Annotated in this window: 27 protein-coding genes; 13 read left to right on the top strand and 14 right to left on the bottom strand. The window is 66.5% G+C overall.

Annotated features, from left to right (window positions below):
• Positions 1–24: 24 nt before the first annotated feature.
• Positions 25–678 carry a hypothetical protein gene (locus tag QRN13_RS05715; RefSeq protein WP_284877183.1) on the bottom strand — a complete coding sequence of 218 codons (654 nt, stop codon included), beginning with the start codon at positions 676–678 and terminating at the stop codon, positions 25–27.
• A gap of 110 nt (positions 679–788) precedes the next feature.
• Here QRN13_RS05715 and dnaG point away from each other — a divergent pair, with 110 nt between their 5' ends.
• The 5 genes from dnaG to ligD all read left to right on the top strand — a co-directional run bounded on the left by dnaG (position 789) and on the right by ligD (position 8,295).
• Complete coding sequence (dnaG, locus tag QRN13_RS05710) at positions 789–2,648, top strand: DNA primase (RefSeq protein ID WP_284877182.1); 1,860 nt, start codon at positions 789–791, stop codon at positions 2,646–2,648.
• A gap of 74 nt (positions 2,649–2,722) precedes the next feature.
• A complete protein-coding gene (rpoD, locus tag QRN13_RS05705) occupies positions 2,723–4,669 on the top strand; it encodes an RNA polymerase sigma factor RpoD (protein ID WP_284877181.1) in 1,947 nt (648 codons plus the stop codon).
• A 50-nt stretch (positions 4,670–4,719) separates the two neighbouring features.
• The gene (locus tag QRN13_RS05700; protein ID WP_055752848.1) at positions 4,720–4,899 is read left to right on the top strand and encodes a DUF2256 domain-containing protein; all 180 of its coding nucleotides are present in this window, start codon (positions 4,720–4,722) and stop codon (positions 4,897–4,899) included.
• Positions 4,900–5,045: 146 nt separating this feature from the next.
• Complete coding sequence (locus tag QRN13_RS05695; protein WP_284877180.1) at positions 5,046–5,699, top strand: extensin-like domain-containing protein; 654 nt, start codon at positions 5,046–5,048, stop codon at positions 5,697–5,699.
• Positions 5,700–5,733: 34 nt separating this feature from the next.
• Entirely contained in the window at positions 5,734–8,295 is a 2,562-nt protein-coding gene (gene ligD / locus QRN13_RS05690) for a DNA ligase D (protein ID WP_284877179.1), read from the top strand.
• On the opposite strand, the gene ku is transcribed toward ligD, so the two are convergent.
• From ku to QRN13_RS05665, 5 genes are all read right to left on the bottom strand, one after another.
• Positions 8,292–9,158, bottom strand: coding sequence for a non-homologous end joining protein Ku (ku, locus tag QRN13_RS05685; RefSeq protein WP_284877178.1), 867 nt, complete (start codon positions 9,156–9,158; stop codon positions 8,292–8,294). The two genes, ligD and ku, sit on opposite strands and share 4 nt — an antisense overlap.
• Before the next feature lie 69 nt (positions 9,159–9,227).
• Positions 9,228–9,581 (bottom strand): DUF1428 domain-containing protein, encoded by a 354-nt coding sequence (locus QRN13_RS05680; RefSeq protein ID WP_017506381.1) that lies wholly within the window; start codon positions 9,579–9,581, stop codon positions 9,228–9,230.
• A gap of 22 nt (positions 9,582–9,603) precedes the next feature.
• Positions 9,604–10,086: a VOC family protein gene (locus tag QRN13_RS05675; protein WP_284877177.1), complete on the bottom strand. Its 483-nt coding sequence runs from the start codon at positions 10,084–10,086 to the stop codon at positions 9,604–9,606.
• Positions 10,083–10,544 (bottom strand): SRPBCC family protein, encoded by a 462-nt coding sequence (locus QRN13_RS05670; protein WP_284877176.1) that lies wholly within the window; start codon positions 10,542–10,544, stop codon positions 10,083–10,085. The genes QRN13_RS05675 and QRN13_RS05670 overlap by 4 nt, the downstream gene beginning before the upstream one ends.
• Positions 10,544–10,987 carry a VOC family protein gene (locus QRN13_RS05665; RefSeq protein WP_284877175.1) on the bottom strand — a complete coding sequence of 148 codons (444 nt, stop codon included), beginning with the start codon at positions 10,985–10,987 and terminating at the stop codon, positions 10,544–10,546. Before QRN13_RS05665 ends, QRN13_RS05670 begins: the two co-directional genes overlap by 1 nt.
• Positions 10,988–11,045: 58 nt before the next feature.
• On the opposite strand from QRN13_RS05665, the gene QRN13_RS05660 reads away from it, so the two are divergent.
• Positions 11,046–11,729, top strand: coding sequence for a winged helix-turn-helix transcriptional regulator (locus tag QRN13_RS05660; protein WP_284877174.1), 684 nt, complete (start codon positions 11,046–11,048; stop codon positions 11,727–11,729).
• A 4-nt stretch (positions 11,730–11,733) separates the two neighbouring features.
• On the opposite strand, the gene QRN13_RS05655 is transcribed toward QRN13_RS05660, so the two are convergent.
• Positions 11,734–11,943: a flagellar basal body rod C-terminal domain-containing protein gene (locus QRN13_RS05655; protein WP_284877173.1), complete on the bottom strand. Its 210-nt coding sequence runs from the start codon at positions 11,941–11,943 to the stop codon at positions 11,734–11,736.
• Positions 11,944–12,149: 206 nt separating this feature from the next.
• Between QRN13_RS05655 and QRN13_RS05650 the strand changes: the two genes are divergently transcribed.
• From QRN13_RS05650 to QRN13_RS05640, 3 genes are all read left to right on the top strand, one after another.
• Positions 12,150–14,048 carry a DEAD/DEAH box helicase gene (locus tag QRN13_RS05650; protein ID WP_284877172.1) on the top strand — a complete coding sequence of 633 codons (1,899 nt, stop codon included), beginning with the start codon at positions 12,150–12,152 and terminating at the stop codon, positions 14,046–14,048.
• 219 nt (positions 14,049–14,267) lie between these two features.
• Positions 14,268–14,591: an Mpo1-like protein gene (locus QRN13_RS05645; RefSeq protein ID WP_026108600.1), complete on the top strand. Its 324-nt coding sequence runs from the start codon at positions 14,268–14,270 to the stop codon at positions 14,589–14,591.
• An 81-nt stretch (positions 14,592–14,672) separates the two neighbouring features.
• Entirely contained in the window at positions 14,673–15,563 is an 891-nt protein-coding gene (locus QRN13_RS05640; protein ID WP_284877171.1) for a hypothetical protein, read from the top strand.
• A gap of 74 nt (positions 15,564–15,637) precedes the next feature.
• On the opposite strand, the gene QRN13_RS05635 is transcribed toward QRN13_RS05640, so the two are convergent.
• The 7 genes from QRN13_RS05635 to QRN13_RS05605 all read right to left on the bottom strand — a co-directional run bounded on the left by QRN13_RS05635 (position 15,638) and on the right by QRN13_RS05605 (position 21,857).
• Entirely contained in the window at positions 15,638–16,195 is a 558-nt protein-coding gene (locus QRN13_RS05635; protein ID WP_055803460.1) for a 3D domain-containing protein, read from the bottom strand.
• A gap of 185 nt (positions 16,196–16,380) precedes the next feature.
• Complete coding sequence (locus tag QRN13_RS05630) at positions 16,381–17,049, bottom strand: hypothetical protein (protein ID WP_284877170.1); 669 nt, start codon at positions 17,047–17,049, stop codon at positions 16,381–16,383.
• A gap of 61 nt (positions 17,050–17,110) precedes the next feature.
• Positions 17,111–18,142 carry a tRNA dihydrouridine(20/20a) synthase DusA gene (dusA, locus tag QRN13_RS05625; RefSeq protein ID WP_284877169.1) on the bottom strand — a complete coding sequence of 344 codons (1,032 nt, stop codon included), beginning with the start codon at positions 18,140–18,142 and terminating at the stop codon, positions 17,111–17,113.
• A gap of 145 nt (positions 18,143–18,287) precedes the next feature.
• Positions 18,288–19,166, bottom strand: coding sequence for a hypothetical protein (locus QRN13_RS05620; protein ID WP_284877168.1), 879 nt, complete (start codon positions 19,164–19,166; stop codon positions 18,288–18,290).
• Between the two features lie 71 nt (positions 19,167–19,237).
• Positions 19,238–20,416 carry a glutathionylspermidine synthase family protein gene (locus QRN13_RS05615; RefSeq protein WP_091748625.1) on the bottom strand — a complete coding sequence of 393 codons (1,179 nt, stop codon included), beginning with the start codon at positions 20,414–20,416 and terminating at the stop codon, positions 19,238–19,240.
• Between the two features lie 3 nt (positions 20,417–20,419).
• Positions 20,420–21,160, bottom strand: coding sequence for a PspA/IM30 family protein (locus QRN13_RS05610; RefSeq protein ID WP_284877167.1), 741 nt, complete (start codon positions 21,158–21,160; stop codon positions 20,420–20,422).
• A gap of 16 nt (positions 21,161–21,176) precedes the next feature.
• Complete coding sequence (locus QRN13_RS05605) at positions 21,177–21,857, bottom strand: YjfI family protein (RefSeq protein WP_284877166.1); 681 nt, start codon at positions 21,855–21,857, stop codon at positions 21,177–21,179.
• 138 nt (positions 21,858–21,995) lie between these two features.
• Here QRN13_RS05605 and QRN13_RS05600 point away from each other — a divergent pair, with 138 nt between their 5' ends.
• From QRN13_RS05600 to QRN13_RS05585, 4 genes are all read left to right on the top strand, one after another.
• Positions 21,996–22,643: a DUF2491 family protein gene (locus QRN13_RS05600; RefSeq protein ID WP_284877165.1), complete on the top strand. Its 648-nt coding sequence runs from the start codon at positions 21,996–21,998 to the stop codon at positions 22,641–22,643.
• A gap of 26 nt (positions 22,644–22,669) precedes the next feature.
• Positions 22,670–23,083: a DUF350 domain-containing protein gene (locus QRN13_RS05595; protein WP_017506364.1), complete on the top strand. Its 414-nt coding sequence runs from the start codon at positions 22,670–22,672 to the stop codon at positions 23,081–23,083.
• A 4-nt stretch (positions 23,084–23,087) separates the two neighbouring features.
• Positions 23,088–23,714, top strand: a complete 627-nt coding sequence (locus tag QRN13_RS05590) for a DUF1190 domain-containing protein (protein WP_284877164.1) — start codon at positions 23,088–23,090, stop codon at positions 23,712–23,714.
• 81 nt (positions 23,715–23,795) lie between these two features.
• The gene (locus QRN13_RS05585) at positions 23,796–24,767 is read left to right on the top strand and encodes a flavin reductase family protein (RefSeq protein ID WP_284877163.1); all 972 of its coding nucleotides are present in this window, start codon (positions 23,796–23,798) and stop codon (positions 24,765–24,767) included.
• Positions 24,768–24,796 lie beyond the last annotated feature (29 nt).

The raw sequence follows: 24,796 nt of genomic DNA, 5'->3' as shown, positions 1-24,796 counted from the left end.
CGGGATCGACGCTGGGCTCGGCCGTCACCTGCGCGTCTCGCGCATCAGGATCATCGCAGGAGCGAAGGCCAGAAGCATCAGACTGGCGCACATGACAACCAAGGCGGCCAAAGACGCTGTGCCGACCCACGCCAAGGCAGCGGCTGCGCCAAAACTTCCGATCGCAACGGCGATGAGCCACCTCCGGTCGCTGGCGATGGCGGTGGTCCACCATGCTGCGCCCCATAGGATCAACACGACCGGCCAGATGACCTGGGCAATCTTCGTCGCATCCGGCGCGGCTTCGTTTCGCGTAACCAGGTGGAAAACGACAAAGGTGGCGACCAGCGCGATGAAGCTGCCGGACCATGTCGCTGTAGCGGATCGGCTAAGGCGGACTCGGTTTGGACCCAAGGTTCTCCAGATCGTCCACGCGACGGTGGCGAAAAAGATCAGGTGCGATCCTATAATTCCCCACGTTCCCACGAGATTAGAGATCGGTCCCGTCACGGGTGTTCCGGGTTGCGGGAATCCTTCGATCACGAAGGCCATCAGGATGGCCAACAGTGCAAAGCCATAGGCGCCCCCGAACACGGCGATCAAGAGCAGGAAAGGGGCGGGCTGCCCGCGTCCCGCTACCGCCAATCGTTTGAGGTAGGCCAGGTCGGCTTCGTCCCCTGATGAAGAAGAATCGGTCATTCTTGGCTCTCCTGCAATATGACTACTTTAAAATATAAACTTGTCAAGTCAATGAGGGTTTTGCGCTCATTCGATTCGCTTGTGAGGGCCGCAGGGCTTAAGGATCGCGGGTGCGTTTCGACGAGAGATTCATCGATGAACTGAAGGCCCGCCTTCGGCCGTCCGACGTGATCGGGCGGACGGTGAAGCTGAAACGTCAGGGCCGCGAATACGTCGGTCTGTCGCCCTTCTCGAAGGAGAAGTCGCCGTCCTTCTTTGTCAATGACGACAAGGGCTTCTTCCACGACTTCTCGTCCGGCAAGCATGGCGACGTCATTTCCTTCCTGCAGGAGACCGAGCGGCTCAGCTTCGTCGAGGCGGTGCAGCGCTTGGCCGGCGAGGCGGGGATGCAGCTTCCCGCCGAAGACCCCAAGGAGGCCGAGCGCGAGCAGAAGCGGGCAGGGCTGTCGGACTGGATGGACTTGGCCCAGAAATGGTTCGCCGCAAACCTGCGCCGCACGCCGGGCAAGGCGGCGCGCGAATATCTGGACAAGCGCGGCCTGCCCGAGGATCAGTGGGAGCGGTTCGGCCTGGGCTATGCGCCCAACGATCGCGAGGGGCTGAAGCAAGCCTTGGTCCAGCGCGGCGCCAAGCCCGCCGAACTGGTCGAGGCCGGGCTGCTGATCTCGCCCGAAAGCGGCGGCCAGCCCTATGATCGGTTCCGCGACCGTCTGATGTTCCCGATCTTGGATGCGCGCGGCCGGATCGTCAGCTTCGGCGGCCGGGCCATGAACCCCGACGACCGCGCCAAATATCTGAACGGTCCGGAAAGCCCGCTTTTTCATAAGGGCGCGACCCTCTACGGCCTGCCCGAAGCGCGGCGCATCCTGGGGGCGGAATCCAAGAACGACCAAGCCATCATCGTGGTCGAAGGCTATATGGACGTCATCGCCTGCCAGCGCGCGGGCCTGCCGGCCGTGGCGCCGATGGGCACGGCTCTCACTGAGGAGCAGATGGAACGGCTGTGGCGCGTGTCGCACGAGCCGATCCTGTGCTTCGACGGCGATGCGGCCGGACTGCGCGCCGCCTATCGCGCCATCGAACGCTCCCTGCCGCTGCTGAAGCCAGGGCGCTCGTTCCGCTTCGCGCTGCTCGGCGCCGGGCAGGATCCCGACGACATCCTTCGCGACAAGGGCGCGCCCGCGCTGCGCCAGGCCCTGGCCGAAACCCATGGGTTCGCCGAGGTGCTGTTCCGCCGCGAACAGGATCTGGAGCCGCTGGACACGCCGGAGCGCAAGGCCGGCTTCAAGGCGCGGCTGAGGAACACCGCCTCGGCCATCCAGGACAAGGATCTGGCCGAACAATACCGCCGCGACCTGTTCGACCGTTTCGACGCCCTGTTCCCGCGCAGCCCCCAACGCGCGCCCTGGACGCCGGGGCAGGGCAAACGCGGTTTCGGCCCGCCGCCCAAACTGGGCCAGACGGCCGAGGGCGCCCAGGCGATGCAGTCGCTGTTTCGCGCCATCGAGCCCGTGCCGGCCGCCCTGGCCCACGGCGCCATCGACGACCCCGAACGGATGGACGACCATCTGGAAGAGATCGCCGCCCACGGATTCGGCGACAAGGGGCTGGATGGACTGGCGCAGGAGCTGGTTCGCCTGCGTCTGTCGGGACATAGCCTTGACTCCGCCGCCCTGCGACGCCATCTGGCGCAATCGGGTCATGATGCCTTAGTGCGCGAGGTCGAGAAGGCGGCGGCAAAGTCCGGCGCGCCATTCCTGGCCGCAAATGCGCCCCTCGCCGAGGCAAGGGTCCGATGGTCGCAGGCGTTCGACGCTTCGACGCGGGTCGCCGCGTTGGAGGACGCCTTGGCCCATGCACGTGATGTGCCTGGGCAGGATGAGGCGTTCCGCCGGCTGAAGGCCGAGCGGGATGCGCTTCGCCGTGCGATCAAAGCCGGGACGATTTGGGAAGACAGCGCGGGCACGTAACCTTACGGCACGCCAAGCATTGTATTTTTCGCCGGGGCGGACTGATCACCCTCTCGGCCGGAGACAGACTGACTATGAACGCACAGACCGAGACGCAGGACACCGAGGTTTCGACCGATGGGCCCCTGCTCGATCTGACGGACGCCGGCGTCAAGAAGTTCATCAAGCAAGCCAAGGCGCGCGGCTATGTGACGATGGAGGAGCTGAACAAGGTCCTGCCGTCCGAAGAAGTCACGCCCGACGCCATTGAAGACACCCTGGCGATGCTGTCCGAAATGGGCGTCAACGTCGTGGAGGCCGAGGAGGACGCGCAGGAGCAGCAGTCCACCGACGTCGCCGCCGCCGCCGGCACCGCCGTGGCCGAAACGCCCGCCAAATCCGCCTATGACCGCACCGACGACCCCGTGCGCATGTATCTGCGCGAGATGGGTTCGGTCGAACTGCTGAGCCGCGAGGGCGAAATCGCCATCGCAAAGCGGATCGAGGCCGGCCGCGACGCAATGATCTCGGGTCTTTGCGAAAGCGCCCTGACCTTCGAGGCCATCATGGTGTGGCGCGACGAGCTGGAAAACAACCGCATCCTGCTGCGTGAGGTCATCGACCTGGACGCTACATATGGCGTGCTGAACCCTTCGTCCCTGCCGGGCGCCGCCCAGCCTGAAGGCGAAGAGGAAGACGAGGCCGAGGACAAGGCGGCCGCCGAGGACAAGCCTGAATCCGACGACGACGACGACGACGACTTCGACGATGGCGGCGGCATGTCGATCTCGGCGCTGGAAGCCGAGCTGCGCGACGGGGTGATGGACGTCCTGAACGCCATCGCTGCGGACTTCGGCGCATTCCGCGCCCTGCAGGACAAGCTGGTTCAGGCCCGCCTGAAGGGCGAGGTGCTGAGCGCCAAGGATGAGAAGGCCTATCAGGCGCTGACGACGTCCATCTCGGACCGTCTGAAGACGATGAAGCTGAACAACAACCGCATCGAGGCGCTGGTCGAGCAGCTCTATGCGATCAACAAGCGCCTGATCGGTCTGGAAGGCCGTCTGCTGCGCCTGGCCGACAGCTACGGCATTTCGCGGCCCGAGTTCCTCAAGGCCTATTTCGGCTCGGAGCTCGACCCCACCTGGACGGACCGGATCAAGGATCAGGGCGTGCGCTGGACCAAGTTCAGCGAGAACGAAGCCAGCCAGATCGCGACTATCCGTTCTGACGTCGCCGCCGTGGCGCTGGAAGCCGGTCTGCCGATCGACGACTATCGCCGCATCGTCCAGACGGTGCAGAAGGGCGAGCGCGAAGCCCGTCAGGCCAAGAAGGAAATGGTCGAGGCCAACCTGCGCCTCGTGATCTCGATCGCCAAGAAATACACCAACCGCGGCCTGCAGTTCCTGGACCTGATCCAAGAGGGCAACATCGGCCTGATGAAGGCGGTCGACAAGTTCGAGTACCGCCGCGGCTACAAGTTCTCGACCTACGCCACTTGGTGGATCCGTCAGGCGATCACCCGCTCGATCGCCGACCAGGCGCGCACCATCCGTATCCCGGTGCACATGATCGAGACGATCAACAAGATCGTCCGCACCAGCCGCCAGATGCTGCATGAGATCGGCCGCGAGCCGACGCCGGAAGAGCTGGCCGAAAAGCTGGCCATGCCGCTGGAGAAGGTGCGCAAGGTCCTGAAGATCGCCAAGGAGCCGATCTCGCTGGAAACCCCGATCGGTGACGAGGAAGACAGCCATCTGGGCGACTTCATCGAGGACAAGAACGCCGTCTTGCCGATCGACGCCGCCATCCAGTCGAACCTGCGTGAGACGACCACCCGCGTTCTGGCGTCGCTGACGCCGCGTGAAGAGCGGGTGCTGCGGATGCGTTTCGGCATCGGCATGAACACCGACCACACGCTGGAAGAAGTCGGCCAGCAGTTCTCGGTGACCCGCGAACGCATCCGTCAGATCGAGGCCAAGGCGCTGCGCAAGCTGAAGCATCCGTCGCGGTCGCGCAAACTGCGGTCCTTCCTGGACAGCTGATACGATCAAGGGCGGCTCTGACGGGCCGCCCTTTTTTCTTGGCAGGCGACATGGCCCGAAAGCACGTCAATCTCGGCACGGCGCCGGCCAAGTCCGACCTGCCGCAAAAGTTCTGCGCCGCCTGCGGCCTGCCGTTCGCCTGGCGCAAGAAATGGGCGCGGGATTGGGATCAGGTGCGGTTCTGTTCGGATCGGTGCCGGGCCAAAGGCGCGTCCGAAGAGCGCCGATAGACGGCTCTCCGCCTCGTGACCACGGCGGCGGCGGGAATCAGCTAAGCGTCGCGACCATGCTCTCCGTGTCGCGCATCTCTCCCTTTCTCATCGGCCTCGGCGTCCTGCTGATCCTAAGCGGCTGCGTACGGCGGCCGCCTGAGCCATTGCGGCCGCCATCGCCCTATCCGTCACGCACCGAGGCGCCGCTGGTCGGGGGGCTGGTGGATCGGATGATCGACGGCGGGACCCAAGCCCTGGTCGTGCGCGAAGGTAGCGACCTGGGCCGTTGTCTGGCCGAGTTGAACGCTGCGCGCGTGCGCTTCAGTCCCGTGCCGGATCGCCAGAATACCGCGACCTGCGGCCTGAGCAAGGGCGGGGTGCTGGGCGCCGACCTGGGGACGGTGGCGCGCATGGCGCCGGGCGATGTGGAGATGACATGTCAGACAGCGCTGGCGCTGAGCATCTGGCGTCGCCAGTCGCTGGAGCCGGCGGCGCGCGAGATCTTGGGCTCGGACGTCGTGCAGATCGACCACATGGGGGCCTACGCCTGTCGCAATGTGAACAACGGCGTGGGCTCCAACCGCATCAGCGCCCATTCCCAGGCGGCGGCGCTGGACTTCGCCGGGGTGCGGCTGAGGGACGGGCGGCGCATCACCGTGACCAAGGACTGGAACGGGGACACGCCCGAAGCGCGCTTCCTGAAGCGTATCCGCGACGACGCCTGCCGCACCTTTGGCACAACGCTCAGCCCCGACTACAACGCCGTCCACTACGACCACCTGCACCTCGAGGCGACCGACACGCGCTTCTGTCGCTGAGGCAACGCTTTGGCTCGGGGCGGATTACGCCCCTATGCGCGGTGAACTGAAGACCTATCAGGCCAAGCGCCGGTTCGGCGAGACGCCCGAGCCAAAGGGCGCCAAGGCCAGGAGCGCCAAGGGCGGCTTTCGCTATCTGATCCAGCGTCATGCCGCCACGCGGTTGCACTATGATTTCCGCATCGAGGCGGACGGGGTGCTGAAATCCTGGGCCGTGACCAAGGCGCCGTCGCGCGACACGGCGGTCAAGCGGCTGGCGGTCGAGGTCGAGGATCATCCGCTGGATTACGGCTCGTTCGAGGGCACGATTCCCGACGGCAACTACGGCGCCGGCACGGTGCAGATGTGGGACGTCGGAACCTGGCAGCCACAGGAGACGGATCTGGAGGCAGCCTGGGCCAAGGGCCAGATCAAGATGATCCTTCATGGCGAACGGCTGAAGGGCAAATGGGCGCTGATCCGGCTGAAGAGCGATCGGGGCAAACCCTCCAAACGGAACAACTGGCTGCTGCTGAAGGAGAAGGACGACTTCGCCGTGGCGGGGGAGGGCGATGCGCTCGCCGAAATCGACGCCTCGGTGACGACGGGCCGGTCGCTGGCCGAGATCGCGGATGGGACCAAGCAATGGACGGCGTCCAAGCCGACGGGGCGTAAAGGCCCGGCCAAGCCCAAGCCCTCGAAAGCGGCGGCGAAGGCCAAAAAGCCGCCGGCCTTTGTCCCGATCCAGCTGTGCAAGGTGACTGACCATCCGCCGGGCGGGACGGGCTGGGCGCACGAGATCAAGTTCGACGGCTATCGCATCCAGATCGGCGTGGGCGGCGGTCGGGCGGTCTTGAGGACGCGCAAGGGTCTGGACTGGAGCGACCGGTTCTCGGACCTGGCGGCGGATGCGGCGACCTGGCCCGACGCCGTGATCGACGGCGAGCTGTGCGCTCTGGACGACGATCACATGCCGGACTTCGGCGCGTTGCAGGCGGCCATCTCGGACGAGAAGACGGAAGGCCTGGTGTATTTCGCCTTCGATCTGTTGTTCGAGGGGGCGGAGGATCTGCGTAAACTGCCGCTGTCGCATCGCAAGGCGCGACTGCAGGCCTATGTGGACCGGATCGGAAAAGCGGCCGCAGGGCGGCTGCGCTACGTCGAGCATTTCGCCTCGACCGGCCAGGCGGTGCTGGAGAGCGCCTGTCGCATGGATCTGGAAGGCGTGATCTCCAAGAAACTGGATGCCCCCTACCATGCCGGAAGGTCGTCCACCTGGCTGAAGTCCAAATGCCGGGGTCGCGATGAAGTCGTGATCGGCGGCTGGTCGTCTGAGGGCGGCACGCGGTTCCGCTCTCTGCTCGTCGGGGTCAGGGAAAAGGGCGGTCTTCGCTATCTGGGAAGGGTCGGGACCGGCTATGGCGAGGCGGTGACGAAGACGCTTGTTCCGGCGCTGAAAGGCGTGGCGACGCAGAAGTCTCCCTTCGCCGGGGCGGGCGCACCCAAGGCGGCCAAGGACATCCATTGGGTCAAGCCGGTGCTGGTCGCCGAGGTCGAGCACGGTGGCTATACCGAATCCGGATCGCTGCGGCAGGCGGCGTTCAAAGGGTTGCGCGAAGACAAGACGGCCGCAGAGGTCACCGAGCCGCCGCAGCCGCCCACGGACATGGGCGACGCGAAGAAGACCACGACGACGGTGCGACCAGCCCGAAAGCCCGGCAAGGTGGTCGTGGCGGGCGTGACCCTCTCAAGTCCCGAAAAGGTGCTGTGGCCCGCCGTGGGCGACCGGCCGGCGATTACCAAGGCCGATTTGGCGCGCTACTACGAGGCGGCGGCCGAGCGGATCCTGCCCCATGTAGCGGGCCGGCCGACCTCGATCATCCGGGCGCCTGAGGGGATCGGCGGCGAGACTTTCTTCCAGCGTCACGCCATGGCGGGGTCGAACCCGCGGCTGAAGCTGATCGACGTCAAGACCCGGACCCCTTACGTCGCCGCCGTCGATGTCGGCGGCCTGGTCGCCATCGCCCAATCGGGCGGGCTAGAACTGCACCCCTGGGGCTGTGCGCCCGGCCAGCCGGAAGTCCCTGAGCAAATCACCTTCGACCTGGATCCCGACGAGGGGCTGGACTTCGCCGACGTCATCGCCGCGTCCAAGGTCGTGAAGGCGAAGATCGAGGCGCTGGGTCTCGCCGCCTTCGTCAAGACGACCGGGGGCAAGGGTTTGCACGTCGTCGTGCCGATCAAGACCGACGCCCGCTCGCGCGTGACCTGGGATCAGAACAAGGTCTTCGCCAAGGCGGTGGCGGAGGCCATCCGCGCCGAGGCGCCGGACCGGTTCACCACGACCTTGGCCAAGAAGGCGCGGGGCGGAAAAATCTTTATCGACTATCTGCGCAACGGGCGGATGGCGACGGCGGTCGCGCCCTGGTCGCCGCGCGCAAGGCCGGGTGCGGGGATCGCCTTCCCGCTGTCGTGGGGTCAGGTGAAGGCCGGGCTGGACCCCGCGGCATTTAACCTTTGGACCTATGCGGCCTTGCTGAAGAAGCCCGATCCGTGGGCCGAATTCCGCGCCTCGGCGGTCAGTTTGAAATCGGCGCTGAAGGCGATGGGCGTCTAGGCCGCGGTCTTCTTCTTTGCCGCAGCCTTCCTGGGCGTCGCCTTCTTTGCCGGAGCCTTCTTGGCGGCTGGCTTCTTCGTCCCCGTCGCCGACCCTTTCAGGCTGTTCCGCAATGCGGCCATCAGGTCGATGACATTGGTGTCGTCGGGTTCGCCGACATCGACCACGCCCTTGCCGCCCTTGGACTTGGCCTTGATCATGGCGCGCAGGGCGTCGTCGTAGCCGTCCTTGAAGTCGGAGGGGTCGAAGTCTGCCTCCTTCTGGCCGATGATGCGGGCGGCGATCTCGACCATGTCGGGATCGGCCTTCACGGTCGGGATGTCGTCGAAATAGTCGTCGGCGTCGCGCACCTCGTCATGGGCGCGCAGGGTGTAGGCGATCAGCCCCTTGCCGCGCACCTCCAGCGCCAGCTGGCGTTCCTTGCCGCGCAGGACCAACTGGCCCAAGGCGACCTTGCCCTGTTTTTGCATGGCGTCGCGGATGACGGCGAAGGCTTCTACGCCAGCGCCCTTTTCGGGGACCACGAAGAAGGGGTCGTCCCAGTACAGCCGGTCGATCTCGGTCTCGTCGACGAACTTGTCGATCGAGATGGTCTTGGTGCTTTCCAGCTTCACCTTGTCGAAGTCGGCGTCGTCGAACAGCACGTATTCGTCCTTGGACACCTCATAGCCGCGCACCAGATCGCTGCGCTCGACCGGCCCGGTGTCGGGATCCGTCGGCACCATGCGGATGCGGTTGTTGGTGTCGGGATTGATCAGGTGAAACCGCACATCGTTTGTGCTGGTCGTCGCGGTGTAGAGAGCCACCGGACAGGTAACAAGCGACAGCTTCAGATGTCCTTGCCAGGTGGGGCGGGCGGCCATGTCGATTCTCCTCGATCCCTGACAATGCGTCAGGGCGATTTGCGTTCGAACAGGGCCGCCGCCTGGGCATCAGGCCTTGCCTTCGAAGGCGACGCTGAAACCGCCCCACATCATGCGCTTGCCGTCGAAGGGCATGTCCATGTTCGCAAAGTCCGGGTCGTCCTGCATCTTGCCGAAACAGGCGTCGGCGGTGGCGCGGTCGGGCCAGGTCACCCAGGAGAAGACGACGACCTCGCCCTCTTGCAGCTTCACCGCCATGGGAAAGCTGGTTAGTTTGCCGTCCGGCACGTCCTCGCCCCAGGTCTCGACCTGGGACAGGGCGCCGTATTTCTGAAACAGGGGCCAGGAGGCCTCGGCGGACTTGACGTAGCGCGCCTTGTCCTCGGTTTTCACGGGGGTCAAAAAGCCGGTCACATAGGTCATCGGTCGTCTCCTCTTTCAGGGTTCAAACGTCGGCGACAGCGCGGTCCAGCGCCGCGATGTCGATCTTGATCATGCCCATCATGGCCTGCATGGCGGCCTTGGCCCGCGCGGGGTTCGGATCTGTGGTCAGTTCCATCAGGCGGCGAGGCGTGATCTGCCATGACAGGCCCCAGCGGTCCTTCAGCCAGCCGCAGGCGTTCTCGCTGCCGCCGTCGGCGAGCAGGGCGTCCCACAGCCGGTCCGTGTCGGTCTGATCCTCGGTCATCACCATGAAGGAGACGGCCTCGGTGAAGCGAAAGTTCGGTCCGCCGTTCAGCGCCAGATACTGACGACCCGCCAGCACGAACTGCACCGTCAGCACCGATCCTTCAGGGCCAGAGGGCGTATCGACCGGCGAGCGGTTGACGGCGGTGATGCGGCTGTCGGGCAGCAGGCTGACATAGAAGGCGGTCGCGGCCTCGGCGTCGCCGTCGAACCACAAGCAGGGAATGATCTTGTCGCTCATGCCGCGTCGCCCTCCGCCAACGCCGCCAGTTGATCGGCGACGGCGCCCCATCCCTGTTCGAAGCCCATGGCCTTGTGGGTTTCGGCGGCCTTTTCGTCCCAATGCCGGGCGGTGGCGGTGTAGCGGGTTCCACCGGCCTCGGGCTCGAAGGTGTCGATCCGCACGAAGTTCATGTCGCCGGCCTGCGGAACCCAGCCCTCGGTGAAGGCGCCGGTCGAGACCAGTTTGCGGCCCGGATCCACCTCCAGAAACACGCCGGAATAGGGATGCCGCTCGCCCTCGGGCGAAGCCATTTCGACATTGGCCCGCCCGCCGACGCGCAGGTCCCAATCCACGACCGGCGTGGTCCACGGGTGGGGGCAGAACCACTCGCCGGTGCGCTCGGTGTAGATTCTCCACACCGTCTCCGGCGAGGCCTTGATCAGACGGCTGATGCTCAGTTCGCGAATGTCAGCCATCACGACACCATGGCGTCGGCGGCGAAGGCTTCGGGACCGGCGGCGACGGCGGCCGGGTCCATCCACATCACCTCCCAGATGTGGCCGTCCGGATCGGCATAGCTGCGGCCGTACATGAAGCCGTAATCCTGGGACGCGTTCGGATCGCTCTCGCCGCCGGCGGCCTCCGCTTGGGCTACGACGGCGTCGACCGCCTCGCGGCTGTCCCGGGACAGGCACAACAGAACCTGGGCCGAGGCATGGGCGTCGGGGATCGCCCGGTCGGTGAAGGTGCGCCATTTGTCGTGGGTCAGCAGCATGACGTGGATCACGTCCGACACCACCATACAGGCGGCCGTGTCGTCGCTGAACATCGGGTTCCTGGTCGCGCCGACGGCCTCATAGAAGGCGATCGATAGGGGCAGGTCGGCGACCGGCAGGTTGATGAAAATCAGCTGAGCCACGGCGTTTCCTCTCCTTGTTATTTGCGAAACCTGACTCCGATGATTACGATAGTCAACTATGAAGTTAGAAAAGATAACCGATAGGGCTGGTCGCCGATATCACGACGCCTGCGGCGCCGCACACGGGCTGGACCTGATCGGCGAGCGCTGGGCCTTGCTGGTGATCCGCGAACTGATGATGGGCCCGCGTCGGTTCGGTGATCTGCGAAAGGATCTGCACGGCATTTCCGCGAACGTGCTGACCCAGCGGCTGGAGGGGCTGGAGGCTTCCGGCATCGTGACCCGCCGCAAACTGCCGCCGCCCGCCTCGGTTCAGGTCTATGAGCTGACGCCCTGGGGATACGAGATCAAGCCGGTCTTCATGGTGTTGGGCGGCTGGGCGGCGCGCTCGCCTCGCCACGACCCGACCCTGCCGATCAGCGCGGTGTCGATCATGCAGTCGTTCGAGACGATGTTCGACCCGGCCCTGGCCGGGGACGCGGCGATGTCCGTCGGCTTCGTCTTCGGCGACGAACCTTTTGTCGTCCAGATCGAAAAAGGGGCGATCACGACCCGCCGCGGCGCCACGGACGCCGCCGATGTCGTCCTGACGACCCAACCCCCGCTGGTCGCGGCCTGCGTTTACGGCAAGGTCCCGCCCGGCGCCTTCGAGGCCGACGGCCTGATGACCCTGACCGGCGACCGTGCCGTGTTCGACCGCTTTGCGGGCTTCTTCAACCTGCCGGAGAAGGCACCGGTCTGAGGCTTCAGGACAGAATGTCCAGCAGGGTTCCGGTCATGTCGTCGGCGGTGCGAAGGACGGCGGCGTTGGCGCTGAAGGCGGTCTTGGCCTGGATCCGCTCCACGATTTCCTCGGCGAGATTGTCCAGCGGCGCGGTTGCGGTGCGGCGCGCGCTGTTGTCGAACCGGTTATGCGCGGTCGTCATTCCGGCGGCGGCGATAGAAAGCGCTTGCATCGCGAAGCTCCGGACGCGGTGGGTTCGATAGCCAGACTGCGTCTTTCAGGTCAACGTCGCCTGAAGGAACAGGGTGAACGGCGTTTTCCGCCCCGCTTGCGCCCTTATTGATGTATAGAACGCCATCACTCGCCCGGCCTGAGGTCTGACCTCGGCCGGGCGCGGTCGTTTCGGCGACCGCCCTTGTCCGTTGTCCCAGGTTTCCTATGCCCTTTCCCGCCGTCCATCCCGCGCTCGACCGCGCCCTGATCAACAAGGGCTATGCCGAACCCACTCCGGTTCAGGCCGCCGTGCTGGAGGCGGAGCATGCGGATCGCGACCTGCTGGTCTCGGCCCAGACGGGTTCGGGCAAGACCGTCGCCTTTGGTCTGGCCGCTGCGCCGACCCTGCTGGGCGACAAGCCGATCTTCGGCCCCGGCGGCGCGCCGCTCTGCCTGGCCATTGCGCCCACGCGGGAACTGGCCATGCAGGTCGCGGCCGAGCTGCAATGGCTGTACGCCGACTCCGGCGCCAAGATCGCCACCTGCGTCGGCGGCATGGATGCGCGCCGTGAAGCCCGCGCGCTCAGCTTCGGCGTCCACATCGTCGTCGGCACGCCCGGCCGCCTGAAGGATCACATCGACCGGGGCAACCTGGACCTGTCCGAGCTGAAGGTCGCTGTCCTGGACGAGGCCGACGAGATGCTGGACATGGGCTTCCGCGAAGACCTGGAGCACATCCTGGACCAGGCGCCGGCCGAACGCCGGACCCTGCTGTTCTCGGCGACCATCGCGCGCGAGATCGCCACCCTGGCCAAACGCTATCAGAAGGACGCGGTCCGCATCGACGCGACCGACAAGACGCGCCAGCACGCCGACATCGAATACCGCGCCTACCGCATCGCCCCGAACGAGATCGAGCACGCGGTAGTCAACACCCTGCGCTGGTTCGAGGCGCCGCGCGCCATGGTCTTCTGCTCGACGCGCGACAGCGTGCGTCACCTTCAGTCGTCGCTGCTGGAGCGCGGCTTCTCGACCGTCAGCCTGTCGGGTGAAATGGGTCAGCGCGAGCGCACCGACGCGCTGCAGTCGCTGCGTGACGGCCGCGCCCGCGTCTGCGTGGCCACCGACGTCGCCGCGCGCGGTCTGGACCTGCCGGACCTGGGTCTGGTCATCCACGCCGAACTGCCGATGAACCGCGCCGGCCTGCTGCACCGTTCGGGCCGGACGGGCCGGGCGGGCAAGAAGGGCATCTCGGTCATGCTGGTCCCGCACTCGCGCCGTCGCAAGGCCGAGCGGTTGATGGACGAGGCCGGCGTTGACGCCGTCTGGACCGGCGCCCCGACCTTCGACGAAATCCGTAAGGCCGACGAAGGCCGTCTGCTGTCGCCCGAGTTCTTCGAGGCCGACGTCTCCGACGAGGACATGGTCGTCGCCAAGCGGATGATCGCCGAGCGTACGCCAGACGAGATCGCCGCCGCCCTGGTGCGCCTGCTGCGCAAGGAACAACCGGCGCCGGAAGAACTGTCCGATCCGGGTTCGGATCGCGGTCCGGCCAAGCGCGAGCGCACCGTGCGCAATGACGACGGCACGGCGGCCCAACCCTGGCCGGGCGACCGCCTGGGCGCCGATGACGTGGTCTGGTTCCGTCTGGACGTAGGCCGCAACAAGAACGCCGACCCCAAGTGGCTGATCCCGCTGATCTGCCGCATCGGCGGCATTTCCAAGCCTCAGATCGGCGCCATCCGCACCTTCCCCGAAGAGACGCGGTTCGAGGTCGCCAAGACCCACGAGAAAGCCTTCCGCGAAGCCGTCGCCGCCTCCAAGGACGAGGTGAAGATCACGCCGTCGGAAGCCCCGACGCCCGGCTCGATGAAGGCCAGCCGCTTCGCCGGCAAGCCGCGCGAGGATGGCGACCGTCCCTTCAAGAAGACGCCCTACAAGCGCGCCGACGGCGGCGAAGGCGACGCCCGCCCGTCGTTCAAGAAGAAGCCTTGGGCGCCGAAGGCTGATGGCGGCGCCAACCCGCGCTCGAACGCCTCGGGCGACAAACCCTATGCCAAGAAGCCCTTCAAGGCCAAGCCGGGCTTCAAGAAGGACGGCTTCAAGGGCAAGCCCAAGGGCTGATCAAATCCTCCCCCGTTCTTCACGGGGGAGGCGGACCGCGCGTAGCGGGGTGGAGGGGGCGGATACGTCTCCAACCCCGCCGCAAAGCTCATCTGTCGTCCGATCTTCAAATGACAGCTCGGCGGTCGCCCCCTCCACCGCTTCGCGGTCCCCCTCCCCCGCAGGCGGGGGAGGATCGGCGCTCTTGCCACCTACGCAATGCTGGCGCACCCTCCGCCCATGAGCACGCCGTCCGCACCTGAGGGCCGTTACGCCTCCTTCGAGGCCTTCTATCCCTATTACATCCACGAGCATTCCAACCGGACGTGCCGGCGCATCCACGTCGTCGGCACCTTTCTGGTGATCTCGGCCTTCGTCGCCTTCGTGGCGACGCGGAACGCCTGGTGGCTGCTGGCCATGCCGCTGCTGGGCTACGGCTTCGCCTGGGTGGGGCATTTCTTTTTCGAAAAGAACCGGCCCGCGACGTTCAAATATCCGCTGTGGAGCCTGATGGGCGACTTCCGCCTGTTCTTCGAGACGGTGACGGGCAAGCGCCGCTTCTAAGGCCAGCATTTCAAGCTGCACGGTTCGGCGAAACGGAATAGTCTCCGCCTGCGGCGTTGCGCCGCTGCTGGAGGGAGCATCATGAAATCCATCGCCGTCATCGCCGCTGCGTCCGTGCTGCTCGCCCCTGGCGTCAGCCTGGCCCAGAAGAGCGGAGCCAAGCCCGACTTCACCCTAGACCCCAACTACGGTTCGGTGCGGCTGGAGACCGGCTTCACGCCCGATCCCTGGACCAAGTCCATCCTGGCGGGCGGCTCGATCGCCGCCTCGGCCGCCCAATCGGGCTGTGAGGGCAAGGTTAGCGCCGCGCCCGACCTGCAGCTGAACTTCGAAGCCGGCGATCTGGACCTGACCATCAAGGCGGTCGCCAGCGAGGACACGACGCTGCTGGTCAACAGCCCCGGCGGCCGCTGGTACTGCGACGACGACAGCGGCGGCGACCTGGACCCGATGGTGACCATCTCCAATCCCGAGAGCGGCCGTTACGACATCTGGCTGGGCACCTATAACGACAACATGGTCCAGTCGACGCTGCAGATCAGCGAACTGGGCGGCACGGACACGACGGCGGGCGCGGCGCCCAATTTCGACCTAGAGCCCAACTACGGCACGGCCAATCTGCGCGGCGGCTTCACGCCCGACCCCTGGACCAAGTCGATCCTGGCCGGCGGCTCCTCGCCCGCCTCGGCCGCCAAGGCGGGCTGCGAAGGTTCGGTCAGTTCAGCCCCGGACATCCAGATCTTCTTCGAGCCCGGCGACGCCGATCTGACCTTCCGCGTTCGCGCAGACGAGGACACAACCCTGCTGATCAATACGCCCAACGGCCGTTTCTATTGCGACGACGACGGCGCGGGCGGCGTCGATCCGAAGGTGACGATCACCAACCCCCAGAGCGGCCGCTATGACATCTGGGTCGGCACATATAATGGCTCGATGGTGCAGTCGACGCTGGAAGTGTCCGAGTTGGACTGATCGGCGTAAGCCATCAGACACGAAAACGCCGGCTGACCTTCGTGGTCAGCCGGCGTTTTTCATGATCGGCCGGATCAGTTGGAAGCGGTGGTCCAGGCCGGGGGGCAACCGTCGAAATCGCCGGCGTCCACGATGGTCAGGGTGCGCATGTTCAGGCGTTGCGCCTGGTTCATCGAGCCGCGACCGTTGCCGGTATAGAGGTCGATCTTCTGGCCCTTGATCGCGCCGCCGGTGTCGGAGGCGTACCAGTAGCCGTCGTGGATCGAACCGTCGGCCAGACGCATGCCGACCGTTTCGCGGATGAACAGCTTGGTGCGGCGCGGGATCACGCGGGGATCGACCGCGACGGTGCGCATGGCGATCGGACGGCAACCCAGCGAATCGTTGCCCGTCGCGCCGCCGCCGCCTGCGTGATAGAGGCGCGCCGAGGCGCGCCAGTCCGGATCGGAGGCCATCAGCTCGGCCTGTTCGGCGTTCAGGGCGGTCTCGACTTCATCGGAACCGACGATGGCGGCAGGGGTTTCAGTCCTGACTTGATCCGCCGCTACGACGTCATTGTAGGGGACAGGCGCGCTCGTCACAGACGATACGGCAGCCCAAAGCATGGCGATAGCAGCGGATGCGCCGATCATGAGTTTCGCTCAGGAGACACCGGCTCCCAACGCCGCCGGCGCTGGCCTTGTCGCGTTAACCTGTGGCGGAAAAGTGGCGAAACCCGCCCTGGCGCTGTCTGTTACGATTTGTTTCTAGGTTAACGCCCTGTTTTGTATAATCAATTTATCCCCAGTCTTCGCGTTTGGGGACGACGCCGCTGGCGTCAGAACTTGATGTTGAGGCCCGCCTGAAGCACCGGCAGGACCTTGTAATCATCGGCCTCGGCCTGAATCTCACGCTCTTCCTGATCCAGACGCGAACGGAAGGTAGGGTCGTTCGACAGCGTGCCGCCGCGAGCGTCCAGATTCACTTGCGGCGCATCGCCAAAGGCCGCGCCGGCCAGAATGCGGAAGCCGAGCCTTCCGCCGCGTGTGAAGGTGTTGTCATAGCCCAGGCCGACGAACGGCGCGGTGCTCTCCAGGTCGATGCGCCCGGTCAATGTCCCGACCTGGGCCGGGGTGAAGGTCGCGCCGCCGACATTGACGTTTCCGGTGGGCGTCGCATCCAGATCGACCTTGCGATCGCCGAAATAGGCCCCGCCCGAGATCAGAAAGCCGTTGCGGAACGGATGCAGGTCCACGAAGGCGCCCGGCGACTTGAAGTCGATCTTGGCGTCGTAATCGATACCCTTGTAGGTCTGGTCCCGGTCCCATTTCAGCACGTCATAGCCGCCGCGCAGCACCACGACCGGGCTGAGCGCGAACTGGGCCTGAAGGCCGGCGCCCGGCGTGCCGACCTGGGCGCCGACGGCGAACCGGCCGTCGGCCTGCGCCAGGGCCGAGGTGGCGGGCAGGGCGGCCGTGATGACGGCGGCGATCAGCAGGGTCTTCATGGCGTGCGGGTCCGAAACGGCAGGGTTCTCTTAACCTTGCCGGCCAGCTCTGAAGATTGGGTTACGCCGCCCAGTCGCCGGGCGCCGTGTCACGCCTCGCCTCTGCCTCGCGCACGGCCTCCGCCGCGCGGTCCAGCACCTCCAGCCCGGCGCCGGGCTTGATCGCCTCAACCGTCAGAATGCGACGGAACGCCCGCGCGCCCGGCCGGCCGTGCATCAGGCCCAGCATATGCCGCGCCATCGCAGGCAGGGCGACGCCCTCATCTAGACGCGCGGCCATATAGGGCCGATAGCGCTCCAGCGCGGCGAAGGCGTCGGTGTCCTCGACCGGCGCGCCATACAGGCGACGATCCGCCTGACCCAGAATGGCCGGCTCGTGATACGCGACGCGGCCCAGCATGACCCCGTCCAGCTTGACGCCGTCGACCTCGGCCAGATGCGCCTCGGCCGCGTCCATTGAGGCGATGCCCCCATTGATCGAGATGTTCAGATGCGGCCGCTCGCGCTTCAGCCGGCGCACCAGATCATAGTCCAGCGGCGGCACGTCGCGGTTCTCCTTGGGCGACAACCCCTTCAGCCAGGCCTTGCGCGCATGGACGACGAAGACCTCGATCCCGACGGCGGCGCAGGCGTCCACCGTGGCGAACAGGCTGACGGCTGGATCCTGATCGTCCACGCCGATGCGGCATTTGACGGTCGCGGGCACGCTGACGGCCTCGGCGATGGCCGCCATACAGTCCGCCACCAGCTCCGGCTCGCGCATCAGACAGGCCCCGAACCGGCCCGACTGCACCCGGTCCGACGGGCAGCCGACGTTCAGATTGATCTCGTCATAGCCGAACGCCTCGCCGACCTTGGCGGCCTCGGCCAACTGCGCCGGATCCGACCCGCCCAGCTGCAAGGCCACCGGATGCTCCAGCGCATCGAACCCCAGCAGCCGCTCGCGATCCCCATGCAACACCGCCGGCGCCGTCACCATCTCGGTGTAGAGCAAGGCCCGGCTCGTCAACGCCCTGTGAAACGCCCGGCAATGCCGATCGGTCCAGTCCATCATCGGGGCGATGGACAGCGTGCGGGAGGCTTTCAGGGACATAGGGTTGCGGCTTGACCGGCGATGCAGGGGCGACTGCGGGTGCCCATACGCCATTTCCGCGCTGCCGTGAAATCAGAGCTCCCAATGCACAGGTGTAGCCGGAGAGGCGTCCCGTGCCGGATCACACGGGACGCTTTGGTCACGCTTAGCGGCGGGCGCGCAGTTCCAGTTCGCCGATGCGGCGGCTCAGGTAGGCCGTGTCGTCGGACGAGGGGCTGGTGCGGCTGTAGGCGGCGTCCAGGCGAGCGAGATCGCCGGCCTCGACGCGGATGTCGGCGGCCTCGGTGCGGCTGACGACGCCCGAACGCTCGGCGGCGGTCAGGGCGGTTTCCAGGTTCGCCAGACGGGTGCGGGCGGGCAGGTTGGCGGACGGCGTCTGTCCGGCTGGGCCGTCGCCGACCCGCAGGTCCAGGGCGTCCAGACGGGCGTCCAGATCGGCGCGCTCGCTGGCGCTGATCGATCCATCGGCGCTGTAGCGGCTCTCCAGCTGGATCAGGGCCTGATAGTCGGACTTCAGGCGCGTCGCCTCTGTGCGGGTGATGCGGCGCGCGGTCACGGCGGCGTTGACGCGGGTCTCGAAGTCCGCACGGCCTTGGGCGACGGTGTCCATGTCGGCATAGCCCGAGGCGCCGGCTTCCAGCGTCTGGGTCAGGGCGGTGTAGCGGGCGTTCAGATCGGCGCGTTCCTGGGCCGAGATGCCGCCGACGGCGTATTGGTTCTCCAAATCGACCAGCGCCGAATAGTCGGCGCGCAGCCGGGTCGCGGCCGAGGCGGAGACGCTTCCGGCGCGCACGCTGGCGTCCACGCGGGTCGAGAACTGGCTCTGGCCGTCACGCAGCGGACGGCTGCCGCGCAGCCAGGCCTGATCCATCGCCGACAGGCCCAGACGATCGCCGAACAGGGCGCCCACGACTGCGCCCAGCCGATCCTGGGTCGTCGAAGGATATTGCGTCTGGGCTACTGCCGCGCCGCCCGCGAGGGTCAGGGCGGTGGTGGCGATCAGGGCGAGGCGGACGTTGCGCATGGGGAGGCTTCTTGTCGGTTGATGTCAGCCGACAAAACGATGGTCGTCCGGCTTGGTTGCCTGCCTGCGTCTCAGTCGCGGATGAAGTGCGGCACGAAGCGCGAGGTGTTCCTCGTGATGCGCCCCGTGTCCTCGCGCAGGCTGATGCCCGCCGGTTCGGTTCCCACGACCCAAGACCCGACGATCACATGGTTGCCGTCGAACAGGGGCGGATCGCACAGCGCCTGGCGGATGTGACGTCCTTCGCCATAGCCGCCGTCCACCACCTCTGCGGCGCTGACGCCCTGGTCGATCAGTTCGACATTGTCGCCCTCGCGCGAGAACAACGGCTTGCGCACATAGGACGAGCCCAGCGCCGCCTCGGCCGGATCACCCTCGAAATAGCTTTCCAGCAGGTTGGGGTGGCCCGCATGCCGCTCCCACAACAGAGGCAGGATGGCCTTGTTGGACAGGATGCTCTTCCACGCCGGCTCCAGCACGGTCACGTCCGCCGTCGGCAGGGGCGCGGCGTAGTCGTCGCGCAGCATCTGCTCCCAGGGATAGAGCTTGAACATCGCCTGGATGATCCAGTTCTCGTGGTCGACGAACCGGCCGTCGGCGTTCAGCCCGATCTGGTCGATAGCGACGAACTGGGGTTCCAGCCCGGCCTGCTGGGCCAGGTCTTCTAGGAAGCGTACCGTCTGGCGGTCCTCGACGAAATCGGCGTCCGAGGCGAAATGCACGAAGCCGCCGTTCGGGAAGATGGCGCGGAAGCGATCGACCAGCTTCTCATGCAGGCTGTTGAACTGATCCGCATCGGCGGGCAGGGCGCCGGCCTTGATCTGGTCCTCCAGCCACAGCCATTGAAACACCGCCGTCTCATAGATGCTGGTCGGGGTGTCGGCGTTGTATTCATACAGCTTGGCCGGACCCGTCCCGTCCCCCGAGCCGGCATAGGCGAAGTCGAACCGGCCATAGAGGGACGGGTCGCCCCGCTTCCAGCTGTCGGCCACATAGTCCCGCATGGTCTCGGGAATATCGAGCTGTTCCATCAGCCGCTCGGACTGAACCGCCTCGTTGACCAGCTCCAGGCACAGGCCGTGCAGTTCCTCGGTCGGCGCCTCGATCCCGTCCTCGATCTCGGCCAGCGAAAAGGCATAGGCCGCCGTCTCGTCCCAATAGGGTTTGCCGTCGGTGTGGCGCCAGGTGAAGCCGAGTTCCTCGGCCTTGGCGTCCCAGTCGGTGCGGGGATCGAAGCGCAGACGCTCCATGGATCAGGCCGGGTCTTTGTCGGGCGTGGATTGGCCGATGCGCGGCGTGACCACCGTCACCTCCGGCTGGCTCAGGCGCGCCAGGACGTCGTCGGCCGAGGAATGGCCGGGCAGAATGCCGGCCTCGCGCAGCTTGGCGTCCAGGTCCGCGCCGGTGCGACGATCCTCCAGCGCCTGGCTGGCGTTCAGCTTCTCTTCCTGGATCGCCTGGCGCTGTTTGATGCGTTGCAGACTGTCCGCCGCCGAGCCGATGCGCGACTGGGCGCCGGCCGAGTTCAGGGCGACCGACGTCTGGGCCTTCTGGACGGAATCGTTGACCTTGACGATGTCGATCTCGCGACGAAGCGTCTCGATCTTCTGGTCTGTCGAGGCGATGGCCGTGCGCAGGCGCGTCTCGGCCGTCTTCATGTCCTCGATCAGCGGGCCGCGGCTGGTGATCTCGGCCTCCAGCTCGGCGATGCGGCCGGCGACTTCGCGCGCCAGATCGGTCTTGCCCTGACCCAGGGCGGTGCGGGCCGAGCTTTCGTATTTGGCGATCTGGTCGCGGAAGCTGGCCATCTCGTTTTCGGCCATGCGGCGGCGCGCCACCAGGCCGGCCAGGTCATCGCGGGCCTTGCCCTGAGCGTTGTCGGCGTCGCGGATTTCCTGGTCGAGGATCTTCAGCGCATTGGCGTCGACGACGCCCTGGGCCGCATCGTGGGCCGAGCCGCGGAACAGGGCGGACAGTTTTCTGAGCATGGACATGGTCGGTCTTCCGGGATCAGGCGGCGTCGGCGCCGAAGGTTTCACGCAGTTCGGTGGCGTCGATCGCATTCTCGGCCAGGGTGCGCAGTTCGATCAGGATGGTCTGAAGCGTCGTCTTGCAAGAGAGTTCGCCCATCAGCTCATACACGTCTTCGCCACCGACATTGGTGATGGCGAAGTTGGACAGGGGCACCACGCGCTGGGCCTTCAGCAGAAACTCGTTGAAGGCGTGGCGATCCTTTTGCTCGGCGACGGGCCACAACAGGACCGAGCAGACGATCTGGGCGCCGCCGACGCTCAGATAGACCGGCAGGTCGCCGTATTCGTGCATGGTCGCCAGCAGCACCGGCTCGGCGCCCTCGACGACGCGCAGGGTCATTTCGCCGTCACGCAGCAGGGTTGAGCCGTCCAGCGCCGCCTTGATGGCGGGCACGGTCCAGGGGGTCTCGATCACGGCGTCCATTTGATGGTCGTCTCCAGGGGTGATGGAATCGGAAGTGGGGCGGCGCGGGCGTGGGACAAGCTGCGGCCCACGCGTTGAATCGGTGACGATGGCGCGCACGGCCGCCTTGACGTCGTCGCGGGCGGCGGCCGGCACCCAAAGCTCCAGCTTGACCAGGCCCGCCTCACGACGCGCCTGTCGCCACGCACGAATGCGGTCGTTGGCGGCGGAAGGGGGCGATGTGTCGTTTGGCATATCGTTACATGAAACGCGTAACATGAACGCTTGACTTGACGCAAGATCGGACGGAATGTCGCGCCATGAACCGCCTCATTCGGTCGCATCGCTTCTGTTCGCTCGCCGTCGGCGCGCATCGGGCCTAGATAGTCGCCCATGTTCAAGAAGCTTTTTGGATCGTCGGACAAGGCTGCGCCTGCCAATCGACTGGCGACGGTGCGCAACATCACCGTGGGCCGCACCGTGTCGTTGGACCCGCTGGCTTGGCGCAGGCTGGGCGACGAGACCCATTTCACCCTGGACCGCGACGTGCTGGACATCTCGGCGCAGGGGCTGGTCAGCCTGGACAGCGGCCAGTACGTCCATCGCTTCTACACCGACGACCACGTCATGCTTCAGGCCATGAGCGACGACGAGGCCGGGCTGGAATCCTACGACTTCAGCCTGTTCGTGCCCTGGACCTCGGCCTATCCGCCGGCAGAGCGCGAACGCCGCATCTGGCGCGACCGCCTGTCGGCGCCGGTCTTTCACGGCGCGGCCGAAGAACTGCCCGACTATCCCCGCTTCTGGTTCGCCGAGAGCGACGCCATCCAGCCGCCCGTCACCCTGTGGGAGACGATCTGGGACGACCGCGCCGCGACCGCGCCCTATGCCAAAATCTTCCAGACCTGCATGCTGTATGCGCGCGAGTTGGGCGGCGGGCGCGAACTGATGCTGGCGCTTGAGCAGCAGCCCGAGGGCGGCGACACCACGCACGAAATCATGATCGGCATTCCGCTGGAAATGGCCGAGTTCCGCGCCTGATCGCGCAATCCGAGGGGGCAAGACCGATGTTCGACTGGTTCATTTTTCAGCAGGGGGCGATCGCCTTCCTGATCGCCTTCGCCATGGCGGGCGCCTTCACCCTGGCCTTCAAACTGATCTACCAGTGGGTCACGCCGTATCACGAACATACGCTGATCCGGGAAGGCAACACGGCCGCCGCCATTGCTCTTGGGGGCGCCCTGATCGGCTATGTCCTGCCTCTGGCCTCTGCCCTGTCGCACACCGTCAGCCTGATGGAGTTTGCGGCCTGGGCCCTTCTGGCCGGCGTGATCCAGATCGTCGTCTTCGTCGCCATCAGCCGCATGGCCTTCCGCAACCTGGTCGTCCGCATCGAGGCGGGCGAGATCGCCGCGGCTGTCTATCTGGCCTCCATCTCCATCTGCGTCGGCCTGCTCAACGCCGCCTGCATGACGTCGTGAACCCATGACCGACCCCAAAGACCTGCCCCAGAACCTGGCCAAGACCGACACCATGCGCAGGCTCAAGCGCTCGCGCGTCCTGCACGTCAGCAGCCTGATGGCGACGGCCAGCTTCTCGCTGGCCGCCTGCGGCTCGCCCCAGCGTGTCCCGGCGCCTGAGCCCGAACCGACCCTGGCCTATCAGTCGCTGGACGAGTGCAAGGCCGCCAACGACATCCCCGACAACGAATGCGACGCCGCCCTGACCAAGGCTCAGCAAGAGGCCGCAAAGACCGCGCCGCGCTACGCCACCCGCGAGGAGTGCGAGGGCCAGTGGGGACCGTCGCAGTGCCAGCCGAACAGCAACGGCGGCTCCTTCTTCACCCCGCTGCTGACCGGCTTCATCGTCGGCCAGATGCTGAACGGTGGCGGCTATCGCGGCGGCGGACCGCTGTATCGTGACCGCGAGGGGCGGCTGTCCAACGGCTACGGCGGCGGCTACGCCTACCGCGACTATCGCACCGGCAAGACCCTGACCAATGCGCGCGAGCATGGCGACGTCGCCCGTCAGGCCCCGACGCGGGTGCAGAGCCGCACCACCGTCGTCTCGCGCGGCGGCTTCGGCGGCGGCGGCCGGGGCTACGGCGGCTGATACAGTTCTGGCGCCGGGCGCCGGTCTTCCCCTAATAGGGATCGCTCCTACGCTTCACGACAGACCGGACCGCCTCGCCTCATGACCGCATCGCCGCCCCCGAACGGAGGCCTGGACGTCGAACGCTGGGGCGACCCCGAGGATCCCATCGTCCTGCTGATCGGCGCGCCCGGGCATCTGTCCGGCGACTGGCGCCGGTCTGTGCGCGCGCTGGTCGAGGCCGGCCGCCACGTCATGCTGACTGCCGACTTCGACGCGGCGGATGACAGCTCCGCCGCCCTGCGTCGACTGCTGACCGAGCTTCCCTCTCGCCCGGCCATCGTCTGTTCCGACACGACGCTGGAGGCCGTCGCGCCTGCGCTCACCGTCACCGGCCCGGCCCTGGCCAGCTGTCTGGTGGTCGTCGCCGAAGGGCAGGGGGCTGTCTCGCCCGAGCTTGAGACACAGTTGGCCGGCGTTCCGATCCAGACGATCGCGCGCGCCGAGGCGCCGGACGCGGTCGAGGCCGAGAACGCCGCCCTCCTGGGCTTCCTCGAACGCCACGCCCCGCGCGACGCCCTGCATTATCATGCCGGCTCCGACCCGCGCACCCTGCGCGACGCCCTGGGCTGTTTCGCCACCGGGGTCACGGTGGTTACGACGCTGGACGAGGCCGGACAGCCCGTCGGCCTGACCGCCAACTCCTTCTCCTCGGTGTCGCTGGATCCGCCGCTGATCCTGTTCTGCCTGGCCCGCTCGTCCACCAATGTCGACCGCTTCCGCCAGGCCGAACATTTCGCCATCAACGTCCTGCATATCGGCCAGCAGCCGACCTCCGGCGTATTCGCCCGGTCTCACGCCGACCGGTTCCAGGACGTCGCGTGGGAGACCTGGGACACCGGCGCGCCCATCCTCTCGGGCGCCCTGGCCAGCTTCGAATGCGGAACCGAGCAGATCGTCGAGGCCGGCGATCACCTGGTCATCATCGGCCGCGTCAGGCGCGCCCGGTTCGAGCCGCGCCGCGATCCGCTGCTCTATTTCCGGGGCAAGTATCGGCGGCTGCACTTTTCCTGACCGGCCGGGATCGCTATCTCTCGCCCGAA

It is taken from the genome of Brevundimonas sp. MEB006b (assembly GCF_030209705.1).
GTDB lineage: Bacteria > Pseudomonadota > Alphaproteobacteria > Caulobacterales > Caulobacteraceae > Brevundimonas.
This window is presented reverse-complemented; position numbering and strand designations above follow the sequence as displayed.